This is a genomic window from Microbispora sitophila (genome assembly GCF_014892245.1).
GTDB classification, from domain to species: Bacteria; Actinomycetota; Actinomycetes; order Streptosporangiales; family Streptosporangiaceae; genus Microbispora; species Microbispora siamensis.
In genome coordinates this window covers 119,585-137,911 of record NZ_JADBGC010000016.1, presented here as the reverse complement: position 1 = coordinate 137,911, position 18,327 = coordinate 119,585, and the positions used below count along the sequence as shown (strand labels likewise).

Sequence of the window (18,327 nt, the reverse complement as noted above, 5' to 3'; positions counted from 1 at the left end):
TTGCCCGAACGCTAGGCGTCCTTTCCCGCCGCTGCTTCGTTCACCTCAACGAACCGGCGCGTTGCCCGTAGTGGGATTCTCCAACACGTCGCGCCGTACCTCGAACAGGAAGCAGCCGAACTCCACGGCCCGCACGTGGACCACCGCCGTGTCCGGGTCCTCCAGCAGGGTGTCCAGCAGGATCGACGCCGCGACGGGGTCGGCCGACTGGTGCGCCTCCACGAGGTGCCCGTTCAGGATGGAGCCGTCGGCGCGGTAGGTGCGGAAGACCCGCCGCGGGCCGCCCATGGCCGACGGATAGCCGGGCTGCGGTCCCTCGCACGGCTCCTCGTGGACGAAAACCGGCCCGACCTCCTCGTACGCCCCGGGGTCGGCGCCGGTCTCCAGCGCCCAGCGGCGCAGCGGCGCGTAGGCCGCGAGCAGGACCGCTTCCCCGGGCCGGGAGCGGCGCAGGCAGCAGCGCAGCGGGTTGCCGCCCTCCTCCTCGACGATCCGGCGCGGCCGGCGCCCGGCGTCGTCGGTCTTCCTGAGCTGGTCAAGCACGTCGGGCTCGATGGCCCTGATCTCGAACGCCATGCCCTCATCGTGGTCTTCCGGCCGTCCGGAAGGCTGGCGGAAAACGGACGGCGCGTTACGAGGCGCTGACGGTCTCCGGCACGCTCTCCTCCTCGCCCGCCGCCTTGGCGGCCTTGCGCTTGAGCCACACCGTGGTGCCCAGGCCGAACAGGACGGCGATCACCAGCCCCACCCAGGAGAAGCCCTTGAGCCACTTGTCGGCCACCACGCCCAGGTAGTAGATCGCGGCCGTGGTCCCACCGGCCCAGGCGACGCCGCCGAGGACGTTGGCGACGAGGAAGCGCCAGTAGGGCATGTGCAGGGCCCCGGCCAGCGGCCCCGCGAGGATCCGCAGCAGGGCGATGAAGCGGCCGAAGAACACCGCCCACATCCCGTGGCGGTTGAACATGTGCTCCGCCTTGGCGATGTGCGCGGGGCCGAAATGCTTGGGGAAGCGCCGTCCCAGCCGGTCGAACAGCGCCCGTCCGCCCTTGCGGCCGATCAGGTAGCCGATGGAGTCCCCCACGATCGCGCCGCCGCTCGCGCAGAGCCCAAGGACCACGGGGTCCACAACCCCTCTGGACGACAGCAGCGCGGCGCTCACCAGCACGATCTCACCCGGGAGCGGGATGCCCAGGCTCTCCAGCCCGATGACGGCGCCCACGAGCACGTAGACCCATACGGACGGGATGGTCTGCAGCCACTCGTCGACGTGCATCTCACTCCCTCAACGCGGTAACAGCACCCATTCTGCCGTCGCCTCAGGGGTGCGACATCCGCCGAAAGGACCAAGGCGGGTAACCCGCTGGAAGGACGGGCGTGCCCCGCCTCCGACCGGAAGACGATCAGTCGCGCATCGCCGCGCGTACGGCGTCGCGCATCGCGACGTGGACGGCCGCGTTGCTCACCCGGTCGGTGCGCGCCTCCACGATCCGCAGGCCGTCCCCCTTGATCGCCCTGGACAGCTCCTCCGGGTCCTCGACAAGCGTGTACGGCAGGCCGCTCGCGGCGGCCAGGTAGCCGAGGTCCACCCCGTGGGGGGTGCCGAAGACCCGCTCGAACGGGTCCTCCAGCGCGGCCTGAGGCAGCAGCGAGAAGATCCCGCCGCCGTCGTTGTTCACCACCACCAGGCACAGGTCGGGCCGGGGCTCGCGCGGGCCGAGGATCAGGCCGTTCTGGTCGTGCAGCAGCGTGAGGTCGCCGATCAGCGCGTACGCCGGGCCGTTGTGGGCGAGCGCGGCCCCGACGGCGGTGGAGACCAGGCCGTCGATGCCCGACGCGCCCCGGTTGGCCATCAGCCGCAGCCCCCGCCGGGGGCGCATGGCCTGGTCGAGGTCGCGGATCGGCATGGACGAGCCGCAGAACAGCAGCGAGCCGTTGGGCAGCACCTCGACGAGGTCCCTGGCCAGCCGTGGCTCGGTCAGCCCGGAGGAGTCGAGCACGGCGTCGATCGCCTCGCGGGCCACGTGGTCGGCGTGCCGCCAGGCGCGCAGCCAGGCGTCCCCGCCGGCCGCGATCGGGATCTCCACCGCCTGGGCCACCTGGGTCGCCGAGCGGGTCGGGTCGGGCCACCGGGTCAGGTCGGAGGCCACCACGATGTGCTCCTCGGCCCGGCGCAGCCACGACAGCAGCGGGCGCGACAGCCCGGGGCGGCCGAGAGTGACCACGACGTCGGGCCGGTGGGCGTCGGCCCACTCCTGGTCGCCCAGCAGGAAGTGGTAGGTCGAGATCGCGTGGTCGCCGTACCGGCCGCCGCCGTTGGGCTCCGACAGCACGGGCCAGCCCGCCATGCCCGCGGCGGCGACGTATCGCCGCACGTTGGCGGCGCCGTCGCCGACGATCAGCACCCCGCGCCGGGTCGGCGGGATGTGCAGGGCGGCGGAGGGCGGCGCGACCCGCGCCCGGAACCACGCGCCGGAGGCGTCGCCGTCCAGCGGCTCGCACCAGCTCGCGTCGCCGTCGGGGATCAGCGGCTCGCGGAAGGCCACGTTGAGGTGGACGGGCCCGGGGTCCGGCGGCCCGGCGGCGCGCTGGCAGGCCCGGCACACCAGCGACCGCCAGTAGGCCACCTGGCCCGGCCGCTCCTCCGGCACGCCGACCTCGGCGAACCAGCGCACGGCCGAGCCGTACAGTTTGACCTGGTCGATCGTCTGGTTGGCGCCGGTGCCGCGCAGCTCGGGCGGCCGGTCGGCGGTCAGCACGAGCAGCGGCACGCCCGACTCGGACGCCTCGATCACGGCGGGGTGGAAGTTGGCCGCCGCCGTGCCCGAGGTGCAGATCAGGGCCACCGGGCGCTCGGACCGCTTGGCCAGTCCGAGCGCGACGTACGAGGCCGACCGCTCGTCGACGCGCACGTGCAGCCGCACCCGCGACTCGGCGTGCGCGGCCAGCGCCAGCGGCGCGGACCGGGAGCCCGGGGCGAGCACCACGTCGGTGACCCCGCAACGCACCAGTTCGTCGATCAGGACGGTCGAGAGGGCGGTCGCCGGGTTCACCGCCGCGCCTCCAGAACGCCCAGATTCAGAACGCCCAGACCGGCCCGGTTCCTGTCCACCCGCCCGTCTCCTCCCGTTCCCGCAGCCGCAAGCGTACGGCAAAACGGAGAGGCCGCCGTCATCACGCGCCCTTCTAGGGGCGGCGGGGGAACTTCGAGAAGTCCGGCTTGCGCTTCTCCTTGAACGCGTCGCGGCCCTCCTGGGCCTCCTCGCTCATGTAGTAGATCAGCGTCGCGTCGCCGGCGAACTGCTGCATGCCGGCCGCGCCGTCGGTCACCGCGTTGAGCGCGCCCTTCAGCATGCGCAGCGCGAGGGGCGACTTCTCCAGCAGCTCGCGGGCCCACTGGACGGTCTCCTCCTCCAGGCGCTCCAGCGGCACCACCGCGTTGACCAGGCCCCACTGGAGCGCGGTCTGGGCGTCGTACTGGCGGCACAGGTACCAGATCTCGCGGGCCCGCTTGAGGCCCACGGTCTCGGCGAGCAGCCAGGAGCCGTACCCGCCGTCGAACGAGCCCACCTTCGGACCGGTCTGGCCGAACCTCGCGTTGTCGGCGGCGATCGTCAGGTCGCAGCAGACGTGCAGCACGTGACCGCCGCCGATGGCGTAGCCCGCCACCATGGCGATGACCGGCTTGGGGCAGCGGCGGATCTGCACCTGCAGGTCCAGGACGTTGAGCCGGCCGATGCCGTGGGTCTTGTCGTCCACGTAGCCGTCGTCGCCCCGGATCTTCTGGTCGCCGCCCGAGCAGAACGCCTTGTCCCCGGCGCCGGTGAAGATGATCACACCGACCTCGGTGTCCTCCTGGGCGCGGTTGAAGGCCTCGCGGAGCTCGAACAAGGTCGTCGGTCGGAAGGCGTTGTGCCGCTCGGGGCGGTTGATCGTGATCTTCGCCATCCCCTCCGCGGTCTCGTAGATGATGTCCTCGTACTCGCCCGACCGCTTCCAGTCGACCCCGCTCGTCACACCCGCTCCTTCGTCGTCACCAACCAGGCGTCGTCATCAATCAGGCGCCGTCACCGACCAGGCGGTCGCCTCCGGCCACGGCGCCGGGACTAACCTTACGACCGTGCTCAGCACTCCAGGACACCGCCCGGGACAGCGACCCGTGCACGCCCTCGTCCTGCCTCCGGGGCCCGCCCTGTCCGAGGCCGTACGGCAGGCCCTGGCCGGCGACGGGCCCGCCGTGCTGCCGCTGTCGCCCGACCTGCCGCGGCCCGCGCTGGAGGCGACGCTCGCCGCGCTGCGCCCCACCCATGTCGTCACCGCCGACGGCGTCCGGCGCATGCCGGACGGGGAGCCGTCGGACGCGGCGCTGATCATCGCGACCTCCGGCTCCACCGGCACTCCCAAGGGGGTGGAGCTGACGGCCGAGGCGCTGCTCGCCTCGGCCCGTGCCTCGCTGGCCAGGCTCGGCGCCCGTGAAGGCGACCGCTGGCTGTGCTGCCTGCCGCCGTCGCACATCTCGGGCGCGCAGGTGCTCATCAGGTCGCTGCTGTGCGGCACCGAGCCGATCGTCCACGCGCGCTTCTCCCCCGCCGACGTCGCCGCGAGCGGGGCCGACCACGTCTCGCTCGTCCCCACCCAGCTGCGGCGGATGCTGGACGCGGGGGCCGGCGTCGCGGCCTTCGGCACGATCCTGCTCGGCGGGGCCGCCGCTCCCTCGGGCCTGCTGGCCGAGGCACGCGCGGCGGGGGCCAGGATCGTCACCACGTACGGCTCGAGCGAGACGAGCGGCGGGTGCGTGTACGACGGCGTGCCGCTCGACGGAGTCGAGGTCAAGATCGGCGGCGACGGGCGGGTGCGGATCGCGGGCCCGGTGCTGTTCTCGGGTTACCGCCTGCGCGCGGAACGGCCCTTCGAGGGCGGCTGGTTCGTCACCTCCGACCTGGGCACGATCGAGGACGGACGGCTCACCGTGCTGGGCCGGGCCGACGACGTGATCAACACCGGCGGCCGCAAGGTCGTGGCCGGCGCGGTCGCCGAGGTCCTGGCCGGGCACCCCGCCGTACGCGACGTCGTCGTGGTGGGCAGGCCCGACCCCGAGTGGGGCGAGATCGTGGTCGCCGTCGTGGTTTCCCGCGACGGCGGCGAGGTCACGCTCGGGGAGCTGAGGGACTTCGCCAAGGAGCGGCTGCCCGCCTACGCCGCGCCGCGCGCCGTCGAGCTGGTGTCCCAGATCCCGCTCCTGCCCAACGGCAAACCCGATATGGTCGAACTCAAGAACCGGAACCGCGGATGACCTTCGTGCGTCTGTAAGAGCAGGGGAAGGGGACGCCGCATGCAACCGATCCGCCTCACGCCGGCCCACAAGATGATGGCCTCCGCCGTGCTCGTCGGCGTCGTCATCGTGGGCGGAGCGTCGGTCACGGCCGCCGCCTTCGCCGGCCGCCTCGACGACGTCGCGAAGGCGGGCGACGCCCCCGCCGCCAAGCTCGGCCCTGCGACGGGCGGCCACGGAGGATCGGTCGAGGTCTCCCCCGACGATTCCGGCCGCGACCTCACCGGGGCGCGGTCCACTCCCGAGGCCGACGACCCCGGCGTGATGTCCAAGGTCCTCACGGACGACCCGGACGGGGTCGCCGACTACTGGACGCGCGAGCGCATCAAGGGCGCTGACCCCATGCCGGTGCCCGAGGTCAGCGTCATCATCCCCGAATGACCGGGCCGCTCCGCCGGATCCGGCAGGCCTCCCCCGCGGGGTGAGGGAACAAACCAGGCGCGAGAGCGTTATTGATACTGGTGCGCTGAGCGGGCGGACGCCGCGCCCCGATCGCAAGCATCAGAAACCTCGAACCAACCATGAACTCCGCAAGGAGGAGGTGTCCTCATGCCCCGGACCGCCGTGGCGGACTCGCCCGAGCGCGAGGCGACCCCGACGACGCTCGACCTGCTGCTGGAGCGAGGCCGTGCACAGGGTCGCCTTTCCCTGTCGGAGCTGCGCGAGGCCTTCGCGAAGGCCGGCGTCAGCCCCGTCGAGGGCCGCTCGATCCTGCGCGAGCTCACCGAGGCGGGCGTGAACCTGGCCACCGACAACGGCACGGAGAACGAGCCGGGCGCGCAGACGACCGCCGAGACGGGGGCGCGGACCCCGGCCAAGGCGCCGGCCAGGAAGTCCCGCCGGGCCGCCCAGGCCGCGGCGCAGGCCGCCAAGAGCGCGCCGGCCTCCAGGAGCGCCGCGAAGAAGACGGCCAAGGCCGCCGACGAGGAGCCGTACGAGGAGGAGCTGCAGGCCGACGAGGCCGAGGCGGAGGACGGCGAGACGCTCGACCTCGACGACACCTCCTCGGTCATGGGCGACTCGGTGCACACCTACCTGAAGTCCATCGGCCGCCGCACCCTGCTCACCGCCGCCCAGGAGGTGGAGCTGGCCAAGCGCATCGAGGCCGGCCTGTACGCCGAGTACAAGCTGGAGACCGCGCTGGAGAACGGCGAGCACCTGCCCCCGCACGTGCGCGAGGACCTGGAGTGGGTCATCGAGGACGGCAGGCGGGCCAAGGACCACATGCTGGAGGCCAACCTCCGCCTGGTCGTCTCGGTGGCCAAGAAGTACACCGACCGCGGCATGGCCCTGCTCGACGTCGTGCAGGAGGGCAACCTCGGCCTGATCCGCGCCGTCGAGAAGTTCGACTACACCAAGGGCTACAAGTTCTCGACGTACGCCATGTGGTGGATCCGGCAGGCCATCCAGCGCGGCTTCGCCGACTCGGCCCGGACGATCCGGCTGCCCGTCCACGTGCTGGAGATGCTGTCGAAGCTGTCGCGCGTCGAGCGTGACATGCACCAGCGGCTCGGCCGGGAGCCCACGCCGGAGGAGCTGGCCGTCGAGCTGGACAAGACCCCGGACCAGATCGAGGAGCTGCTGCGCACCAGCCGGCAGCCGATCAGCCTCGACTCGACCATCGGCGAGGACGGCGAGACCCGCATCGGCGACCTCATCGAGGACGTCGACTCCCCCGAGGCGTCCGAGGTCGTCGACCGCCAGCTGCTGGCCGAGCAGCTCAAGGGTGTGCTGAGCAACCTGTCGCCGCGCGAGGCCAAGATCATGAGCCTGCGCTTCGGCCTGGCCGACGGCAAGCCGCACACGCTGGACGAGATCGGCAAGCACCTGGGCCTGACCCGGGAGCGGATCCGCCAGCTGGAGAAGGAGTCCCTGTCCAAGCTGCGCCACCCAAGCAACACCCGCCCGCTGCTCGACTGGGCTAGCTGAAATTTGTGCCAGCTGAGATCTGGGCCAGCTGACGTCTGGTCCGGATGATTCACATATCCGTACGGCCCGCGCCCTCAGAGGGCGCGGGCCGTACGGCTTTTCAGCCGGCCTGGTGGTCGTCCCTTCTGCCGCCGCGGAGGCGGTGCAGGAACGCCCACAGTGCGGAGCGGGCGGGTGGACTGTCGCCGTCGCCGGGGATGCCCTGCGGCCGGCCCGCCGAGTCGCCTGCCCCTGTCTCCCGGGTCTCCCGGCGAGGCGGCAGTACGAAGTCCTGGCGGACCTCGTACTGCACGGGAAGGGACCGCAGCGCGCGCATGAAGGGAGAGGGACGCCAGGGCAGCTGATCGGGCGGGAGGGCGAGTTTCAGCGTCGAGAATCGCTCCAGCAGCCGGCGCACGGCGATCGTGGTGATCTGGGTGGCCAGCCGCCGGCTCGGGCACCGGTGCGGTCCCGCGCCCCACGACAGGTGGGCCCGGGTGCTGCGCACGGTGTCGTCGCTCAGCGCGGAGGCGATCTGCGGATCGTTGTTCGCCGCCGCGACGGACAGCAGCACGGGGTCGCCCGCGGTGATCGTGAAACCCCCAAGCTTCACGTCCGCCCTGGCGTAGCGGAGGGTGACGTTGGCGATCGCCGGTTTCAGCATCGCGACCCGGTTCACCGCCTCCTCGATCGCGCCCGTCGAGAGAGTCGTCCGCAGCCGCGGGTTGGTGATCACTTCGACCACCGCGTTGCAGATGAGGCTGCCGGTGAAGTCGAGGAAGGCGGGCAGCAGGAACAGCTCGCGGGCCAGCTCGTCATCGGTGAAGTCCGGCTTGGCGGCGAACAGGTAGGAGATGAAGTCCTCACCGGGGCGGCTCCGTTTGGCCGTCACGAGATCGTGAAGGGCGGCGTAGAGCCGCTGGTACGCCCCGCCGGAGTCCGGACCGTCCAGCAGGCGCCAGAAGTCCATCACCATGTCGTCCCCGTACTCGAGGGTGACGCCGAGGAGACGGTTGGCGACCATCAACGGCAGCGGCCGCCCGTACTGGGCGCACAGGTCCGCGAGCCCGGAGGACGTCCCCTCCGTGACGACGTCGATGAGATCGTCGCAGTACCGCAGGATGGCGCGTTCCATCGCCTGGGCCTGCGGATGAGCGGGGTCCTGGTATGGCCGCAGCGCCGCGTCCCAGGCCGCGCGGCCCAGACGGTGCCTGTCCCCGTCCTGGAACCCGGTGTTGTCCGCCGCGAGGAGGGTCAACGGCGGCCAATCGGCGGGAACGCGGCCCTCGGTGTACGCGCGCCAGTTGGCCACGCACTTGCTCCACCGGTCGCCCGCGTTCTGCAGGACGTGCAGCACCTCTCCGTAGCCGAGGACGAACCAGACAGGGACGCCGAGGAGGTCGACGGGGGCCACGGGCCCGTACGTCGTGCGGAGCCGTTCGTGGACGAGGGCCGGGTCGGCGTCGTATTCCCTGGTGAAGAGGGGTTCGAGCGGCAACGACGTCAGTGTTCCCGCGCGCGGCGCGAACCGTGAGTCGGTAGTCAAGGGGGCCTGCCTCTCTGGACCCCGGGCCTTTCCAACGATGCGAACGCCCGGGTGTGAGGCGTGATCGTAGACCTTGCGAGTCCCCCTGTCAGGAGGCGGGATCCCTTCGTCGCCAGGGCATGCCGGGCAGAACGACGACCGGCCCGCCAGGGCGGAAGAACCCCGGCGGGCCGGCGGGCGGGCCTGCGTGGACCTGCTCGTGCCTAGTGGTGCGCGGCGGCCAGGCCCTTGCGCACGTCGCGCGGGGTCAGGCGGGCGGGGTCGCCCGTCTTGGAGGCGCGGGGCACCCGGGGGATGCCGCTCAGGCGGTGCGCCTCGCGCAGCGTGCGCAGGCGGTTCACCTCGTCGGTCCACAGCGCGCCGTCAGGGGTGGCCTTGGCCTTGCGACGGGCGATCCTGCTGTCGTAGGACTTCACGCCGAACGTGGCGCGCTGGCCCGCCTCCGCGGCGCGCAGCGCCTCGGTCAGGGCCGCGTCGAGGCCCAGGGCCGCCTCACGAAGCTCGGGGAGCGGCGCGCCCGCCGCCTTCGCCTCCTGGAACCGCCGCTGCGCCACCCGGACCTTCTCCAGCACCTGGTCGAAGTCCTTCCGGATCTCCAGGTCCGCGTGGTAGCGGACCTCCGCCTCCCGGCTCACCCGCGGACGGAAAAACGCCATCGTCAGCCCCTTCGGTATCGAACTCACGCAATCGGACTTGCGCACTCGAACTCGCGTCGCAACCGGTAGCGTACGCGCTCCGCGCGGGGGCCCGCACCGCAGGGTGCGCCGCCCTTTACCAAGTAAGGGCCGATGTGGCAGCATGATCGCCGTGCCTGCCAAGCGACCACCCGTCCCCCTGTCCCGCGAGCGGATCATCGACGCCGCCCTGCACATCGCCGACGGCCAGGGCCTGCGCCGGCTGACCATGCGCCGACTCGGCGACGCCCTCCAGGTGGAGGCCATGGCCATCTACCACCACCTGCCGCGGGGCAAGGAGGCGCTGATGGACGCCCTCGCCGAGCACGTGACGACCGTGGAGGTCGATCCGGCCACCGCCACCACCTGGCAGGACAGGGCGCGCGCCTGGGCCCGCGCGAGCCGTGCGGCGCTGCTCGAGCACCCGGGCGTGCTGTCGCTGGCCCTGACCAAGCCTCCGAAGGGGTCGGCTCTCATCGCGATCGGGGAGCAGACCGAGCAGTTGCGCGAAGCGGGGGCGGGCGACCCGGCCGGAGCGGTCCGGGCGCTGCGGGCCTACGTGTTCGGCAGCGTGGCGGTGGAGGTCCAGCAGTCGGGGTGGGCCGACCCGGACGCCGAGGTGCGCGACGCCCGCACCGCAGAGGGCGAGCGCGACTTCGAGCACGGCCTCGACGCGCTGATCGCCGGCCTCGGCGGCTGAGACCTGGGAATTTCCGGGTCGTCCACAACGGTCGCTTCCGGCCGCCGGAATCTGTGATCTCTCGGTTACCCGGCCGTCGGCGTGTCGAGGCCGGACCGTTGCCTCCAATGGGGCATTCTTGTGTACTAGGTCACATCAGTGTGCGTGAGCCTGCTCGGGGTGCGGTCGGGTCCCCTGCCCGACCGGCGGAAATGCTCCGAACTGACTATGTCGTACGGATGCGGCCGAGCCGCAAACTGGTGTAGTCCAGTGTGGTGTGCGTCATACCCCACGGACACCCGGAAGACAAAACGAGCGAACGATAAAGACACGGAGCCCCGGCGATGTGCCCTCATGAACCGGCCTGTCCCAGCGCGGACGCGAAGGACCGAGAAGCCGCCCGCACGATAGCCTGTCACCCCGAGCAGGGCTGGAGCCTGCTCTGCAACGGCGTCGTGCTGTTCGAGGACACCGGCGAGCTGCTGCCCGACGGCGGCGTCATCGCCCCGCACCGCCCCACCGACATGGCCATCAGCGCGGCCTAGCCCTCCACCGGCAGAGGCGAAAGCAGCCACCGCGCCACCACCTCGCCCACCCGGGCGGGGTCCTTCTTGAACTCGTGCCCCTCCCCCGGGAGGACCACGAGACGTGCGGCGTCCTTCTCGTCCGGCACGCCGAACGGATCCCGATCCCCGTTGACCACGAGCACGGGGGTCCCCGCCTGCCGCAGTTCTTCCGCCCGCGACCGTTCCGGCTTGCCCGGCGGGTGGAGCGGGAACGCGAGCGCCACCACCGCCTCGGCCCCGGCGGCGCGCGCGGTGCGGCAGGCGACCCGCGCGCCGTTGCTCCGCCCGCCCTGAACGAGTGGCAGGCCCGGGTGGCGCTCGCGGAGCGCGGCGACGATCGACAGCCACGCCTCGTCCTGCTTGACCGCCGATCCCGGCGCCCGCGCGCCGCGCAGGCGGAACGGCTGGGTCACCCGTGCGACGGTCCCCCCGGCCGCCAGCACCGCGTCCCGTACGGCGAGCAGGTCGGGGGCGTCGACACCTCCCCCGGACCCGTGGGTCAGGACCAGCAGCAGCCGCGGATCGGCCGCCTCGTCCACCTCGGCCACAGCGCGGCCGTGCGGGGTCTCGATCTCCATGCGGGTGACGGTAGCGGGTCCGACCGGAGCAGGAGGAGGCGACCCTCCGATCGGAGGATGGCACGCGCCCGCGAAAGGGGCCAGAATGTCACGGTGACGGACATCACATCGCAGCAGCCGCCGCCCGCGACCGGGCATCCCGTCCCTCCGCCGCCGACGGCCCCCTCGACCCGCGAGGACCTGCGCGCCGTCATGGCGGCCCGCCGCGACCTCGGCCCCGAGTACGAGGACGCGCTGGTCGACTCGTTCCTCGACAAGCTCGACGTCGAGATCGCCGCACGGATACGCAACGAGGTGGCGGCCCAGCTACGTCACCAGCCGCCCGGCCCCCCGGTCAAGCAGAAGGACAGCGCCGTGGGCGTGGCCATGGGGTCGCTGGCACTGGGCATCCCGCTGACCGGGATCGCGGTGGCGAACGCGGGCGGCCCGGGGCTCCTCCTCGCCTGGGGCGGGATCATCGCCGTCAACTTCGCCTACGCCGTCAGCCGCCGCTCCCAGCGCTGACACCGGGCCGAGCGCCCTCAGCCGGCCGCGCCGGCCTCCATCGCGGGACGGACGTCCCGGCCCAGCCGCAGCAGCACCTGCTCGGCGAGCGCGGGGTCGGGATGGTCGAGGCCGTAGCGCCACACGGTCTCCGCGTCCGCGTCGCGGCCCCGCAGCGGCAGCGTGCGGGCCAGCAGTTCGATCGCGAGCGCGCCGGTGCCGGCCTCGGCCCCCTCCTGGCGGCTGTCCTCCACGGCCCCGGCGAACTGCGCGCACGCCATCTCCAGGTGCGCCATGCCGAGCAGCACCCGCAGGCGCGCCGGGTCGGCCACCGCGCTGACCGACAGCGCCTCGAGCAGGACGTCGGCGGCCCGCTCGGGCTCGCCGTCCTCCAGCAGCCGCTCGGCCCACCGCTCGACCACGACGGACAGGCCCTCGCCGGCCTCGCGGCGGTCCGGCGCGTCCTCGTCCGCGGCGAGTTCCGCGAAGATCGCGGCCGCGCCGTCGAGGTCGCCGCCCTCGGCGAGCCGGCGCGCGTGGTCGAGCCGGTCGGACCGCCGCCCGGAATCGATGGCCGTCATACAGGGGCCTCGCATGGTCGCAGGTGATGAGGAACGATCACCGCGATCTTAACGAGACCGGCCGCCGGGCGGGGCCCACATACTCAACTGATCAGTCCTCGTACGCCTCGAGGGGCGGGCAGGAGCAGACCAGGTTGCGGTCGCCGTACGCCTGGTCGATCCGGCGCACCGGCGACCAGTACTTGTCGTCCCGCAGACCGGGCACCGGGTAGGCGGCCACCGCCCGCGCGTACGGGTGGGTCCACTCGTCGGCGGTGAGGCACTCGGCCGTGTGCGGGGCGTTGCGGAGCGGGTTGTCGGTCTTGTCGTACTCTCCCGACGCCACCTTCGCGATCTCGTCCCGGATGGCGATCATCGCGGCGGCGAAGCGGTCGAGCTCCGCCAGATCCTCGCTCTCGGTCGGCTCGATCATGAGCGTCCCGGCGACGGGGAACGACATCGTGGGCGCGTGGAAGCCGTAGTCGATCAGCCGCTTGGCCACGTCGTCGACCGTGACGCCGGTCTCCTTGGTGATCTGGCGTAGGTCGACGATGCACTCGTGGGCGACCAGGCCGTCCCGGCCGGTGTACAGCACCGGGTAGTGCGGCGCCAGCCGCCGGGCCAGGTAGTTGGCCGACAGGATCGCCTGCTCGGTGGCCTGCCGCAGCCCGTCCGCGCCCATCATCCTGACGTACGCCCAGGAGATCGGCAGGATGCCCGCCGAGCCGTACGGCGCGGCGGACACGTGCGCCGGCAGGTGCTCGGCGAGGTGGGCCTTGACCGCCACCGGGCCGACACCGGGGCCGCCGCCGCCGTGCGGGATGCAGAAGGTCTTGTGCAGGTTCAGATGGGAGACGTCCGCGCCGAACTCGCCCAGCTTGGCCAGGCCCACCAGCGCGTTGAGGTTGGCCCCGTCGACGTAGACCTGCCCGCCGGCCTCGTGGACCCGCTCGCAGATCTCGACGATCGTCTCCTCGTAGACCCCGTGGGTGGACGGGTAGGTCACCATGATCGCGGCGAGCGCGTCGCGGTGCTTGTCGATCTTGGCGGCGAGATCGGCCAGGTCGACGTTGCCGTTCTGGTCGCAGGCCACCACGACCACCCGCATGCCCGCCATGACGGCGCTGGCGGCGTTGGTGCCGTGCGCGGAGGACGGGATCAGGCACACGTCGCGCCCGTCCTCACCCCTGGAGCGGTGGTAGGACCTGATCGCCAGCAGCCCGGCGAACTCGCCCTGGGAGCCCGCGTTCGGCTGGATCGACACCCGGTCGTAGCCGGTGACCTCGGCCAGCCAGCCCTCCAGCGTCGCGATCAGCTCGGCGTACCCCTCGGCCTGCTCCGCCGGCGCGAACGGGTGGATCGAGGCGAACTCCGGCCAGGTGACCGGCTCCATCTCGGTGGTCGCGTTGAGCTTCATCGTGCAGGAGCCCAGCGGGATCATCGAGCGGTCGAGCGCGATGTCCTTGTCCTGCAGGCGCCGCAGATAGCGCAGCATGGCCGTCTCGGACCGGTGGGAGTGGAACACCGGGTGGGTGAGGAAGTCCGAGGTCCGCTGCAGGTCGGCCGGGAGCGCGTCGGAGGTCACCCGGTCGAGGTCCTCGACCACGGGTTCGGACGCGCCGAACGCCGCCCAGACCGCCCGCAGGTGGTCCGTGGTGGTCTTCTCGTCGCAGGCGACGCCGACGTGGTCGTCGCCGGCCAGGCGCAGGTTCACGCCCCGCTCCGCGGCGGCGGCCACGACCTGGGCGGCCCGCCCGGGCACGCGGGTGAGCACGGTGTCGAAGAACTCGTCGTGGACGACCTCCACGCCGCTCTCGCGGAGCCCGGCGGCGAGGACGGCCGCGTGGCGGTGCACCCGCTGGGCGATCCTCCTGAGGCCCTCCGGGCCGTGGTAGACGGCGTACATCGACGCCATCACGGCGAGCAGCACCTGCGCGGTGCAGATGTTGCTGGTCGCCTTCTCCCGCCGGATGTGCTGCTCGCGGGTCTGCAGGGCCAGCCGGTAGGCCGTGCGGCCGTCGGCGTCCACCGAGACCCCGACCAGGCGGCCCGGCATCTGCCGCTGCAGGCCCTCGCGTACGGCCATGTACGCCGCGTGGGGGCCGCCGTAGCCCAGCGGGACGCCGAAGCGCTGGGAGGAGCCGACGGCGATGTCGGCGCCCTGCTCGCCGGGGGACTCCAGCAGGGTCAGCGCCAGCAGGTCGGCCGCGGCCACCAGCAGCGCCCCCTGGGCGTGCGCCCGCTCGGCGACCGCGCGGAAGGACGCCGCCCGGCCGCTCGCGCCCGGATACTGCACGAGGACGCCGAAGCACTCGGGCAGCTCACCGGCGAGGTCCGACTCCACCAGCGTGATGCCGAGCGGCTCGGCGCGGGTCGCCAGCACGGCCTTGGTCTGCGGCAGCGCGTCGGCGTCCACCAGGAACACGTCGGTCTTCGCCTTGCTCGCCCGCCGGGCCAGCGTCATCGCCTCGGCCGCGGCCGTCGCCTCGTCGAGCAGGGACGCGCCAGCGACGTCGAGGCCGGTGAGATCCGACACGACCGTCTGGAAGTTCAGCAGCGCCTCCAGCCGCCCCTGCGAGATCTCCGGCTGGTAGGGCGTGTACGCGGTGTACCAGCCGGGGTTCTCCATCACGTTGCGGAGGACGACGCCCGGGGTGATCGTGTCGTAGTAACCGAGGCCGATCATCGGGGTCAGCACCCGGTTGCGGCCGGCGAGGGCGCGCAGTTCGGCCAGGGCCTCGGCCTCCCCCACCGCCTCGGGCAGGTTCAGCGGGCCGCGCGTGCGGATCGCCTCGGGCACGGCCACGGCGAGCAGGTCGGCCACCGACTCGTAGCCGACCGCCTCCAGCATGCGGGCGCGGTCGCCCTCGGAGGGGCCGATATGACGGGTGGCGAAGGGCGGAGCTGAAAGATCGCGAAGTGTGGACCGGTCGCTCATGACAGGGGCCTCCTGGGCGGGTCGAGACCTGCGGCGACCGCCCGGCGCCTGCGTGGCGCGGCCGGTCGTGAAGCGGTCTCCCCCTCTGTCATCGGACCTGAGAGCTTCACCGGGCCGTCGAGCCCGGCTTTCCCCTTCGGTGAGGCGCCGCCTGGCCGGCGGGCCTGCTTTTCAGAGTCGCCTCGTCCGTGCGGTACGGGTGCCTGAGAGATTCCGGGGAGGTTTGCTCCTTCGGCGCCCCTGAAGTCCAGGGGTCTCTCCCGCACGAGGTCGTCGGCCTGGTCCCACTCTACCCGTTACCCCGGATCCGCCCGACTCGCACCCGGCCCGAGATCGGCGCCGAGACCGGCCTGGCGGGCGCGGACGATGGCCTCGGCCCGGTCGGCGACCGCCAGCTTCGCGAAGATGGCGGTGATGTGGTTGCTGACCGTCTTGCCGCTGATGGCCAGGTGCCGGGCGATCGCGGAGTTGGACCGTCCGGCCGCGATGAGGTCGAGGACCTCCCGTTCACGCGCGGTGAGCTCGGGAAAGGGCTCCGGGGCCGGCGCGCGGGAGGCCCCGCCGGCGAAGAAGTCGATGATCCGGCGGGCCACACTCGGGCCGAAGACGGCGTGGCCGGCCGCGACCGAGCGGACCGCCCGGACGATCTCCTCCTGCTTCGCTCCCTTGACCAGGTATCCGAAGGCTCCGGCGCGCATCGCGGCGAACACCGACTCGTCGTCCTCGAACATCGTGAGTACGAGCACCCGGGTGGCGGGCACGGCGCGCACGATGGCCCTGGTGGCCTCCACCCCGTTGACACCCGGCATGTGCAGGTCCATGACCACGACGTCGGGGCGCGCGAGCTGGACCTCACGACGGGCGGCGTCGCCGTCTCCGGCCTCGCCCACCACCTCGATGTCCGGCAGCGACGTCACCAGGGCGCGCAGACCCTCCCGCATCAGCGGGTGGTCGTCGACGACGACGATCCTGATCGGTTCCCCGGCGGTCATCTCTGCTCCAGTGGAAGGCGGGCGTGGACGCGGCCGCCGCGGTCGGTCGGGCCGGCGGTGAGCGTACCGCCCAGTTCGGCGGCCCGCTCGTGCATGGATCGCAGGCCGACGCCGTGCGGCCAGGCGCCGGCGCCCCCGGAGCCGTTGTCGCTCACCTCCACGTGCAGGGCGTGATCGGCCCGCAGGGAGACCCGGCACGCCGTCGCCCCGCCGTGGCGCAGCGCGTTGGTGACCGCCTCGGTGGCGATGCGATAGGCGGCCACCTCCACCGCGGCGGCCAGCGGCGGCAGGTCCTCCGGGGCGTCGACCGTCACCACGCACCCGGCGTGCTCGCGCCGCCAGGACTGCTGGGCGCGCTGGCGCAGCGCGCCCAGCAGTCCGAGCTCGTCGAGGTCGGGCGGGCGCAGGTCGTAGACGAGGCGCCGGATGTCGGCGATCGCGGCGGTCAGGTCGGCGCGCAGGTCGAGCAGGAGCCGCCCGCTCCGCACCGGGTCGCTGTCGCGCAGATTGTGGGCCGCGTCGGCCTTGAGGGTCACCGCCGTGAGCACCGTGCCGAGGCCGTCGTGCAGGTCGCGGCGCAGCCGCCGGCGTTCCTCCTCCCGGGCGGCCACGATCCGCGTGCGGGACTCGCCCAGTTGCTCCGACAGGCGCACCGCCTGCAGGGCCAGGCCGACCGGGGCTGCCAGCAGGCCAAGGGCGCGCCGGTCGGCGCCGGACAGCCGGTTCTCCCCCGCGCGCAGCCCGACGAGCAGGTCGGCGGGCGGCCCGTCGGCCACCTCCAGCGACACGGTGTGCCGCAGCTGCGGCGGCCGGCCGTACGTCGCGACCAGCCGCCCGTCGGAGCTGACCGCGGCGTACGGCAGCCGCAGCGCCTCGCACACGGCCCGCAACACCCCGTCGAGGCCGGCGCCGAGCCGCAGGCCGACCCGGGCGGCGGCCGCGGCGGGATCGCGGCGCTGGCCGTACATGACCCTGTCCACCGCCGACTGCACGGCGGAGCGGGCGGGCGCGAAAGCGAGGGCGATGGCCGCGGTCGCGATGACGGGCGTGGCCGACAGCCGGTCCTGCGCCAGCGCGGACAGCCCCGCGACGATGCACAGGTAGGCCAGCACGACGCCGAGCGTGAGCACCCCGTACACCAGCGACCGGTTGACGATCAGCTCGATGTCGTACAGCCGGTGGCGCAGGATCGCCACCGTGGCCGCGGCCGGGATCAGCGGCAGGGTCAGCAGGAACAGCACCGGCCCGTCGGTCGTCACGATCCGCTGGACGTTGAGCGCCGCGAACAGTCCCACGGCCCACAGCAGCCACATGAGCTGCAGCCGCGGCACGCCGCGCGACCGGCGGGTGCGCAGGCCGAGCGCGCCGAGGGAGGCCAGCAGCACCAGCGCGTCGGCGGCGGCGAACACCGGTGTCAGCCGCAGGGCGGCCTCGCCTGCCGCGGCGGGCAGGATCGGGTCGCCCGCGGCCGGTCCCCCCTCGGCGACCCCGGCCGCCACAGGCAGCGTCAGGACCGGCGTGAGCGGCAGGACGGCGAGGGTCGCGACGGCCAGCGGTCGCCAGCGCCGGGACAGCGGCCTGCCGTCCGGGAACAGCTGGATGATCAGCGGAAGGCAGACGGCGGGCGCCGGGATCCACACGGTGATGCCGAACAGCTCGACCGCCCGCGCCCACCGCTCCGGCAGCCCCACCGCGCCGGAGAGCAGGCCCAGGCAGGCCACGCTCAGGCTGTAGCAGGCGCCGTACCCCACGAACAGGAGCCCGACGCGGTGCCCGGGCCGGTGCGCCAGCACCGTCGCGCCGAACGTGGTGAAGGTCAGCGCCTGGGCGCTGTTGGTCAGCAGGTAGGAGTCGTCGGCCGCGTCGGCGAAGGTGAGCCCGCCGAGGAACCAGGACACCCACGCCGCGGCGACCACGACGGTGGTGAGGGTGAGCACCGCGACCGGGCCGGCGCGCCTGACTGCCATGGACTCATCATCGGGTCCCGCCGCTCCCATCGGCCATAGGAGCGCGTTCCCGGGGCCGACGGGAGCGGCCGGGACCGGACCGGGAGACCACGCCCACGACGGCGGGA

The 18,327-nt window shown here is 72.9% G+C and carries 17 protein-coding genes and 1 riboswitch; of the genes, 6 read left to right on the top strand and 11 right to left on the bottom strand.

What is annotated here, in order from left to right; all coding sequences use genetic code 11:
- Positions 1-45: 45 nt before the first annotated feature.
- The 4 genes from IL992_RS28115 to menB all read right to left on the bottom strand — a co-directional run bounded on the left by IL992_RS28115 (position 46) and on the right by menB (position 4,014).
- On the bottom strand, positions 46-576 hold the full coding sequence (locus IL992_RS28115; RefSeq protein ID WP_193206379.1) for a DUF1203 domain-containing protein: 531 nt from the start codon (positions 574-576) through the stop codon (positions 46-48).
- Between the two features lie 55 nt (positions 577-631).
- Complete coding sequence (locus IL992_RS28110) at positions 632-1,273, bottom strand: DedA family protein (protein ID WP_193206378.1); 642 nt, start codon at positions 1,271-1,273, stop codon at positions 632-634.
- A gap of 127 nt (positions 1,274-1,400) precedes the next feature.
- Positions 1,401-3,050 (bottom strand): 2-succinyl-5-enolpyruvyl-6-hydroxy-3-cyclohexene-1-carboxylic-acid synthase, encoded by a 1,650-nt coding sequence (gene menD, locus IL992_RS28105; protein ID WP_193206377.1) that lies wholly within the window; start codon positions 3,048-3,050, stop codon positions 1,401-1,403.
- 133 nt (positions 3,051-3,183) lie between these two features.
- Positions 3,184-4,014, bottom strand: coding sequence for a 1,4-dihydroxy-2-naphthoyl-CoA synthase (gene menB, locus IL992_RS28100; RefSeq protein WP_079313902.1), 831 nt, complete (start codon positions 4,012-4,014; stop codon positions 3,184-3,186).
- Positions 4,015-4,117: 103 nt separating this feature from the next.
- Between menB and IL992_RS28095 the strand changes: the two genes are divergently transcribed.
- The 3 genes from IL992_RS28095 (at position 4,118) to IL992_RS28085 (ending at position 7,258) form a co-directional block, all read left to right on the top strand.
- Positions 4,118-5,290: an AMP-binding protein gene (locus IL992_RS28095; RefSeq protein ID WP_319018875.1), complete on the top strand. Its 1,173-nt coding sequence runs from the start codon at positions 4,118-4,120 to the stop codon at positions 5,288-5,290.
- A 39-nt stretch (positions 5,291-5,329) separates the two neighbouring features.
- Positions 5,330-5,710: a hypothetical protein gene (locus IL992_RS28090; RefSeq protein ID WP_193206376.1), complete on the top strand. Its 381-nt coding sequence runs from the start codon at positions 5,330-5,332 to the stop codon at positions 5,708-5,710.
- Between the two features lie 168 nt (positions 5,711-5,878).
- Positions 5,879-7,258 (top strand): RNA polymerase sigma factor, encoded by a 1,380-nt coding sequence (locus IL992_RS28085; RefSeq protein ID WP_193206375.1) that lies wholly within the window; start codon positions 5,879-5,881, stop codon positions 7,256-7,258.
- Positions 7,259-7,358: 100 nt separating this feature from the next.
- Here the strand turns inward: IL992_RS28085 and IL992_RS28080 are convergent, their stop codons facing one another.
- Both IL992_RS28080 and IL992_RS28075 read right to left on the bottom strand, forming a co-directional pair.
- Positions 7,359-8,735 (bottom strand): cytochrome P450, encoded by a 1,377-nt coding sequence (locus IL992_RS28080; RefSeq protein WP_226873913.1) that lies wholly within the window; start codon positions 8,733-8,735, stop codon positions 7,359-7,361.
- A gap of 251 nt (positions 8,736-8,986) precedes the next feature.
- Positions 8,987-9,439, bottom strand: coding sequence for a hypothetical protein (locus tag IL992_RS28075; protein ID WP_226873912.1), 453 nt, complete (start codon positions 9,437-9,439; stop codon positions 8,987-8,989).
- A gap of 142 nt (positions 9,440-9,581) precedes the next feature.
- Between IL992_RS28075 and IL992_RS28070 the strand changes: the two genes are divergently transcribed.
- Positions 9,582-10,157 carry a TetR/AcrR family transcriptional regulator C-terminal domain-containing protein gene (locus tag IL992_RS28070; protein ID WP_193206373.1) on the top strand — a complete coding sequence of 192 codons (576 nt, stop codon included), beginning with the start codon at positions 9,582-9,584 and terminating at the stop codon, positions 10,155-10,157.
- 323 nt (positions 10,158-10,480) lie between these two features.
- Positions 10,481-10,681 (top strand): DUF5999 family protein, encoded by a 201-nt coding sequence (locus tag IL992_RS28065; protein WP_079313908.1) that lies wholly within the window; start codon positions 10,481-10,483, stop codon positions 10,679-10,681.
- Here the strand turns inward: IL992_RS28065 and IL992_RS28060 are convergent.
- Positions 10,678-11,280 (bottom strand): alpha/beta hydrolase family protein, encoded by a 603-nt coding sequence (locus IL992_RS28060; protein WP_193206372.1) that lies wholly within the window; start codon positions 11,278-11,280, stop codon positions 10,678-10,680. The two genes, IL992_RS28065 and IL992_RS28060, sit on opposite strands and share 4 nt — an antisense overlap.
- 93 nt (positions 11,281-11,373) lie before the next feature.
- Between IL992_RS28060 and IL992_RS28055 the strand changes: the two genes are divergently transcribed.
- Positions 11,374-11,784, top strand: a complete 411-nt coding sequence (locus IL992_RS28055; RefSeq protein WP_193206371.1) for a hypothetical protein — start codon at positions 11,374-11,376, stop codon at positions 11,782-11,784.
- 17 nt (positions 11,785-11,801) lie between these two features.
- Here the strand turns inward: IL992_RS28055 and IL992_RS28050 are convergent, their stop codons facing one another.
- From IL992_RS28050 to IL992_RS28035, 4 genes are all read right to left on the bottom strand, one after another.
- A complete protein-coding gene (locus IL992_RS28050) occupies positions 11,802-12,344 on the bottom strand; it encodes a hypothetical protein (RefSeq protein WP_193206370.1) in 543 nt (180 codons plus the stop codon).
- A gap of 91 nt (positions 12,345-12,435) precedes the next feature.
- A complete protein-coding gene (gcvP, locus tag IL992_RS28045) occupies positions 12,436-15,261 on the bottom strand; it encodes an aminomethyl-transferring glycine dehydrogenase (RefSeq protein WP_193206369.1) in 2,826 nt (941 codons plus the stop codon).
- Positions 15,262-15,442: 181 nt separating this feature from the next.
- Positions 15,443-15,534, bottom strand: a riboswitch (glycine riboswitch).
- A 23-nt stretch (positions 15,535-15,557) separates the two neighbouring features.
- Positions 15,558-16,253 carry a response regulator gene (locus IL992_RS28040; protein WP_193206368.1) on the bottom strand — a complete coding sequence of 232 codons (696 nt, stop codon included), beginning with the start codon at positions 16,251-16,253 and terminating at the stop codon, positions 15,558-15,560.
- Positions 16,250-18,220: a sensor histidine kinase gene (locus tag IL992_RS28035; protein ID WP_193206367.1), complete on the bottom strand. Its 1,971-nt coding sequence runs from the start codon at positions 18,218-18,220 to the stop codon at positions 16,250-16,252. The genes IL992_RS28040 and IL992_RS28035 overlap by 4 nt, the downstream gene beginning before the upstream one ends.
- Positions 18,221-18,327 lie beyond the last annotated feature (107 nt).

Coding starts and splice junctions, on each gene's coding strand:
- gcvP (WP_193206369.1), bottom strand. CDS start 15,261: ATGAGCGACCGGTCCACACTTCGCGATCTTTCAGCTCCGCCCTTCGCC.
- IL992_RS28075 (WP_226873912.1), bottom strand. CDS start 9,439: ATGGCGTTTTTCCGTCCGCGGGTGAGCCGGGAGGCGGAGGTCCGCTAC.
- IL992_RS28060 (WP_193206372.1), bottom strand. CDS start 11,280: ATGGAGATCGAGACCCCGCACGGCCGCGCTGTGGCCGAGGTGGACGAG.
- IL992_RS28115 (WP_193206379.1), bottom strand. CDS start 576: ATGGCGTTCGAGATCAGGGCCATCGAGCCCGACGTGCTTGACCAGCTC.
- IL992_RS28090 (WP_193206376.1), top strand. CDS start 5,330: ATGCAACCGATCCGCCTCACGCCGGCCCACAAGATGATGGCCTCCGCC.
- IL992_RS28040 (WP_193206368.1), bottom strand. CDS start 16,253: ATGACCGCCGGGGAACCGATCAGGATCGTCGTCGTCGACGACCACCCG.
- IL992_RS28070 (WP_193206373.1), top strand. CDS start 9,582: ATGATCGCCGTGCCTGCCAAGCGACCACCCGTCCCCCTGTCCCGCGAG.
- IL992_RS28110 (WP_193206378.1), bottom strand. CDS start 1,273: ATGCACGTCGACGAGTGGCTGCAGACCATCCCGTCCGTATGGGTCTAC.
- IL992_RS28050 (WP_193206370.1), bottom strand. CDS start 12,344: ATGACGGCCATCGATTCCGGGCGGCGGTCCGACCGGCTCGACCACGCG.
- IL992_RS28065 (WP_079313908.1), top strand. CDS start 10,481: ATGTGCCCTCATGAACCGGCCTGTCCCAGCGCGGACGCGAAGGACCGA.
- IL992_RS28085 (WP_193206375.1), top strand. CDS start 5,879: ATGCCCCGGACCGCCGTGGCGGACTCGCCCGAGCGCGAGGCGACCCCG.
- IL992_RS28035 (WP_193206367.1), bottom strand. CDS start 18,220: ATGGCAGTCAGGCGCGCCGGCCCGGTCGCGGTGCTCACCCTCACCACC.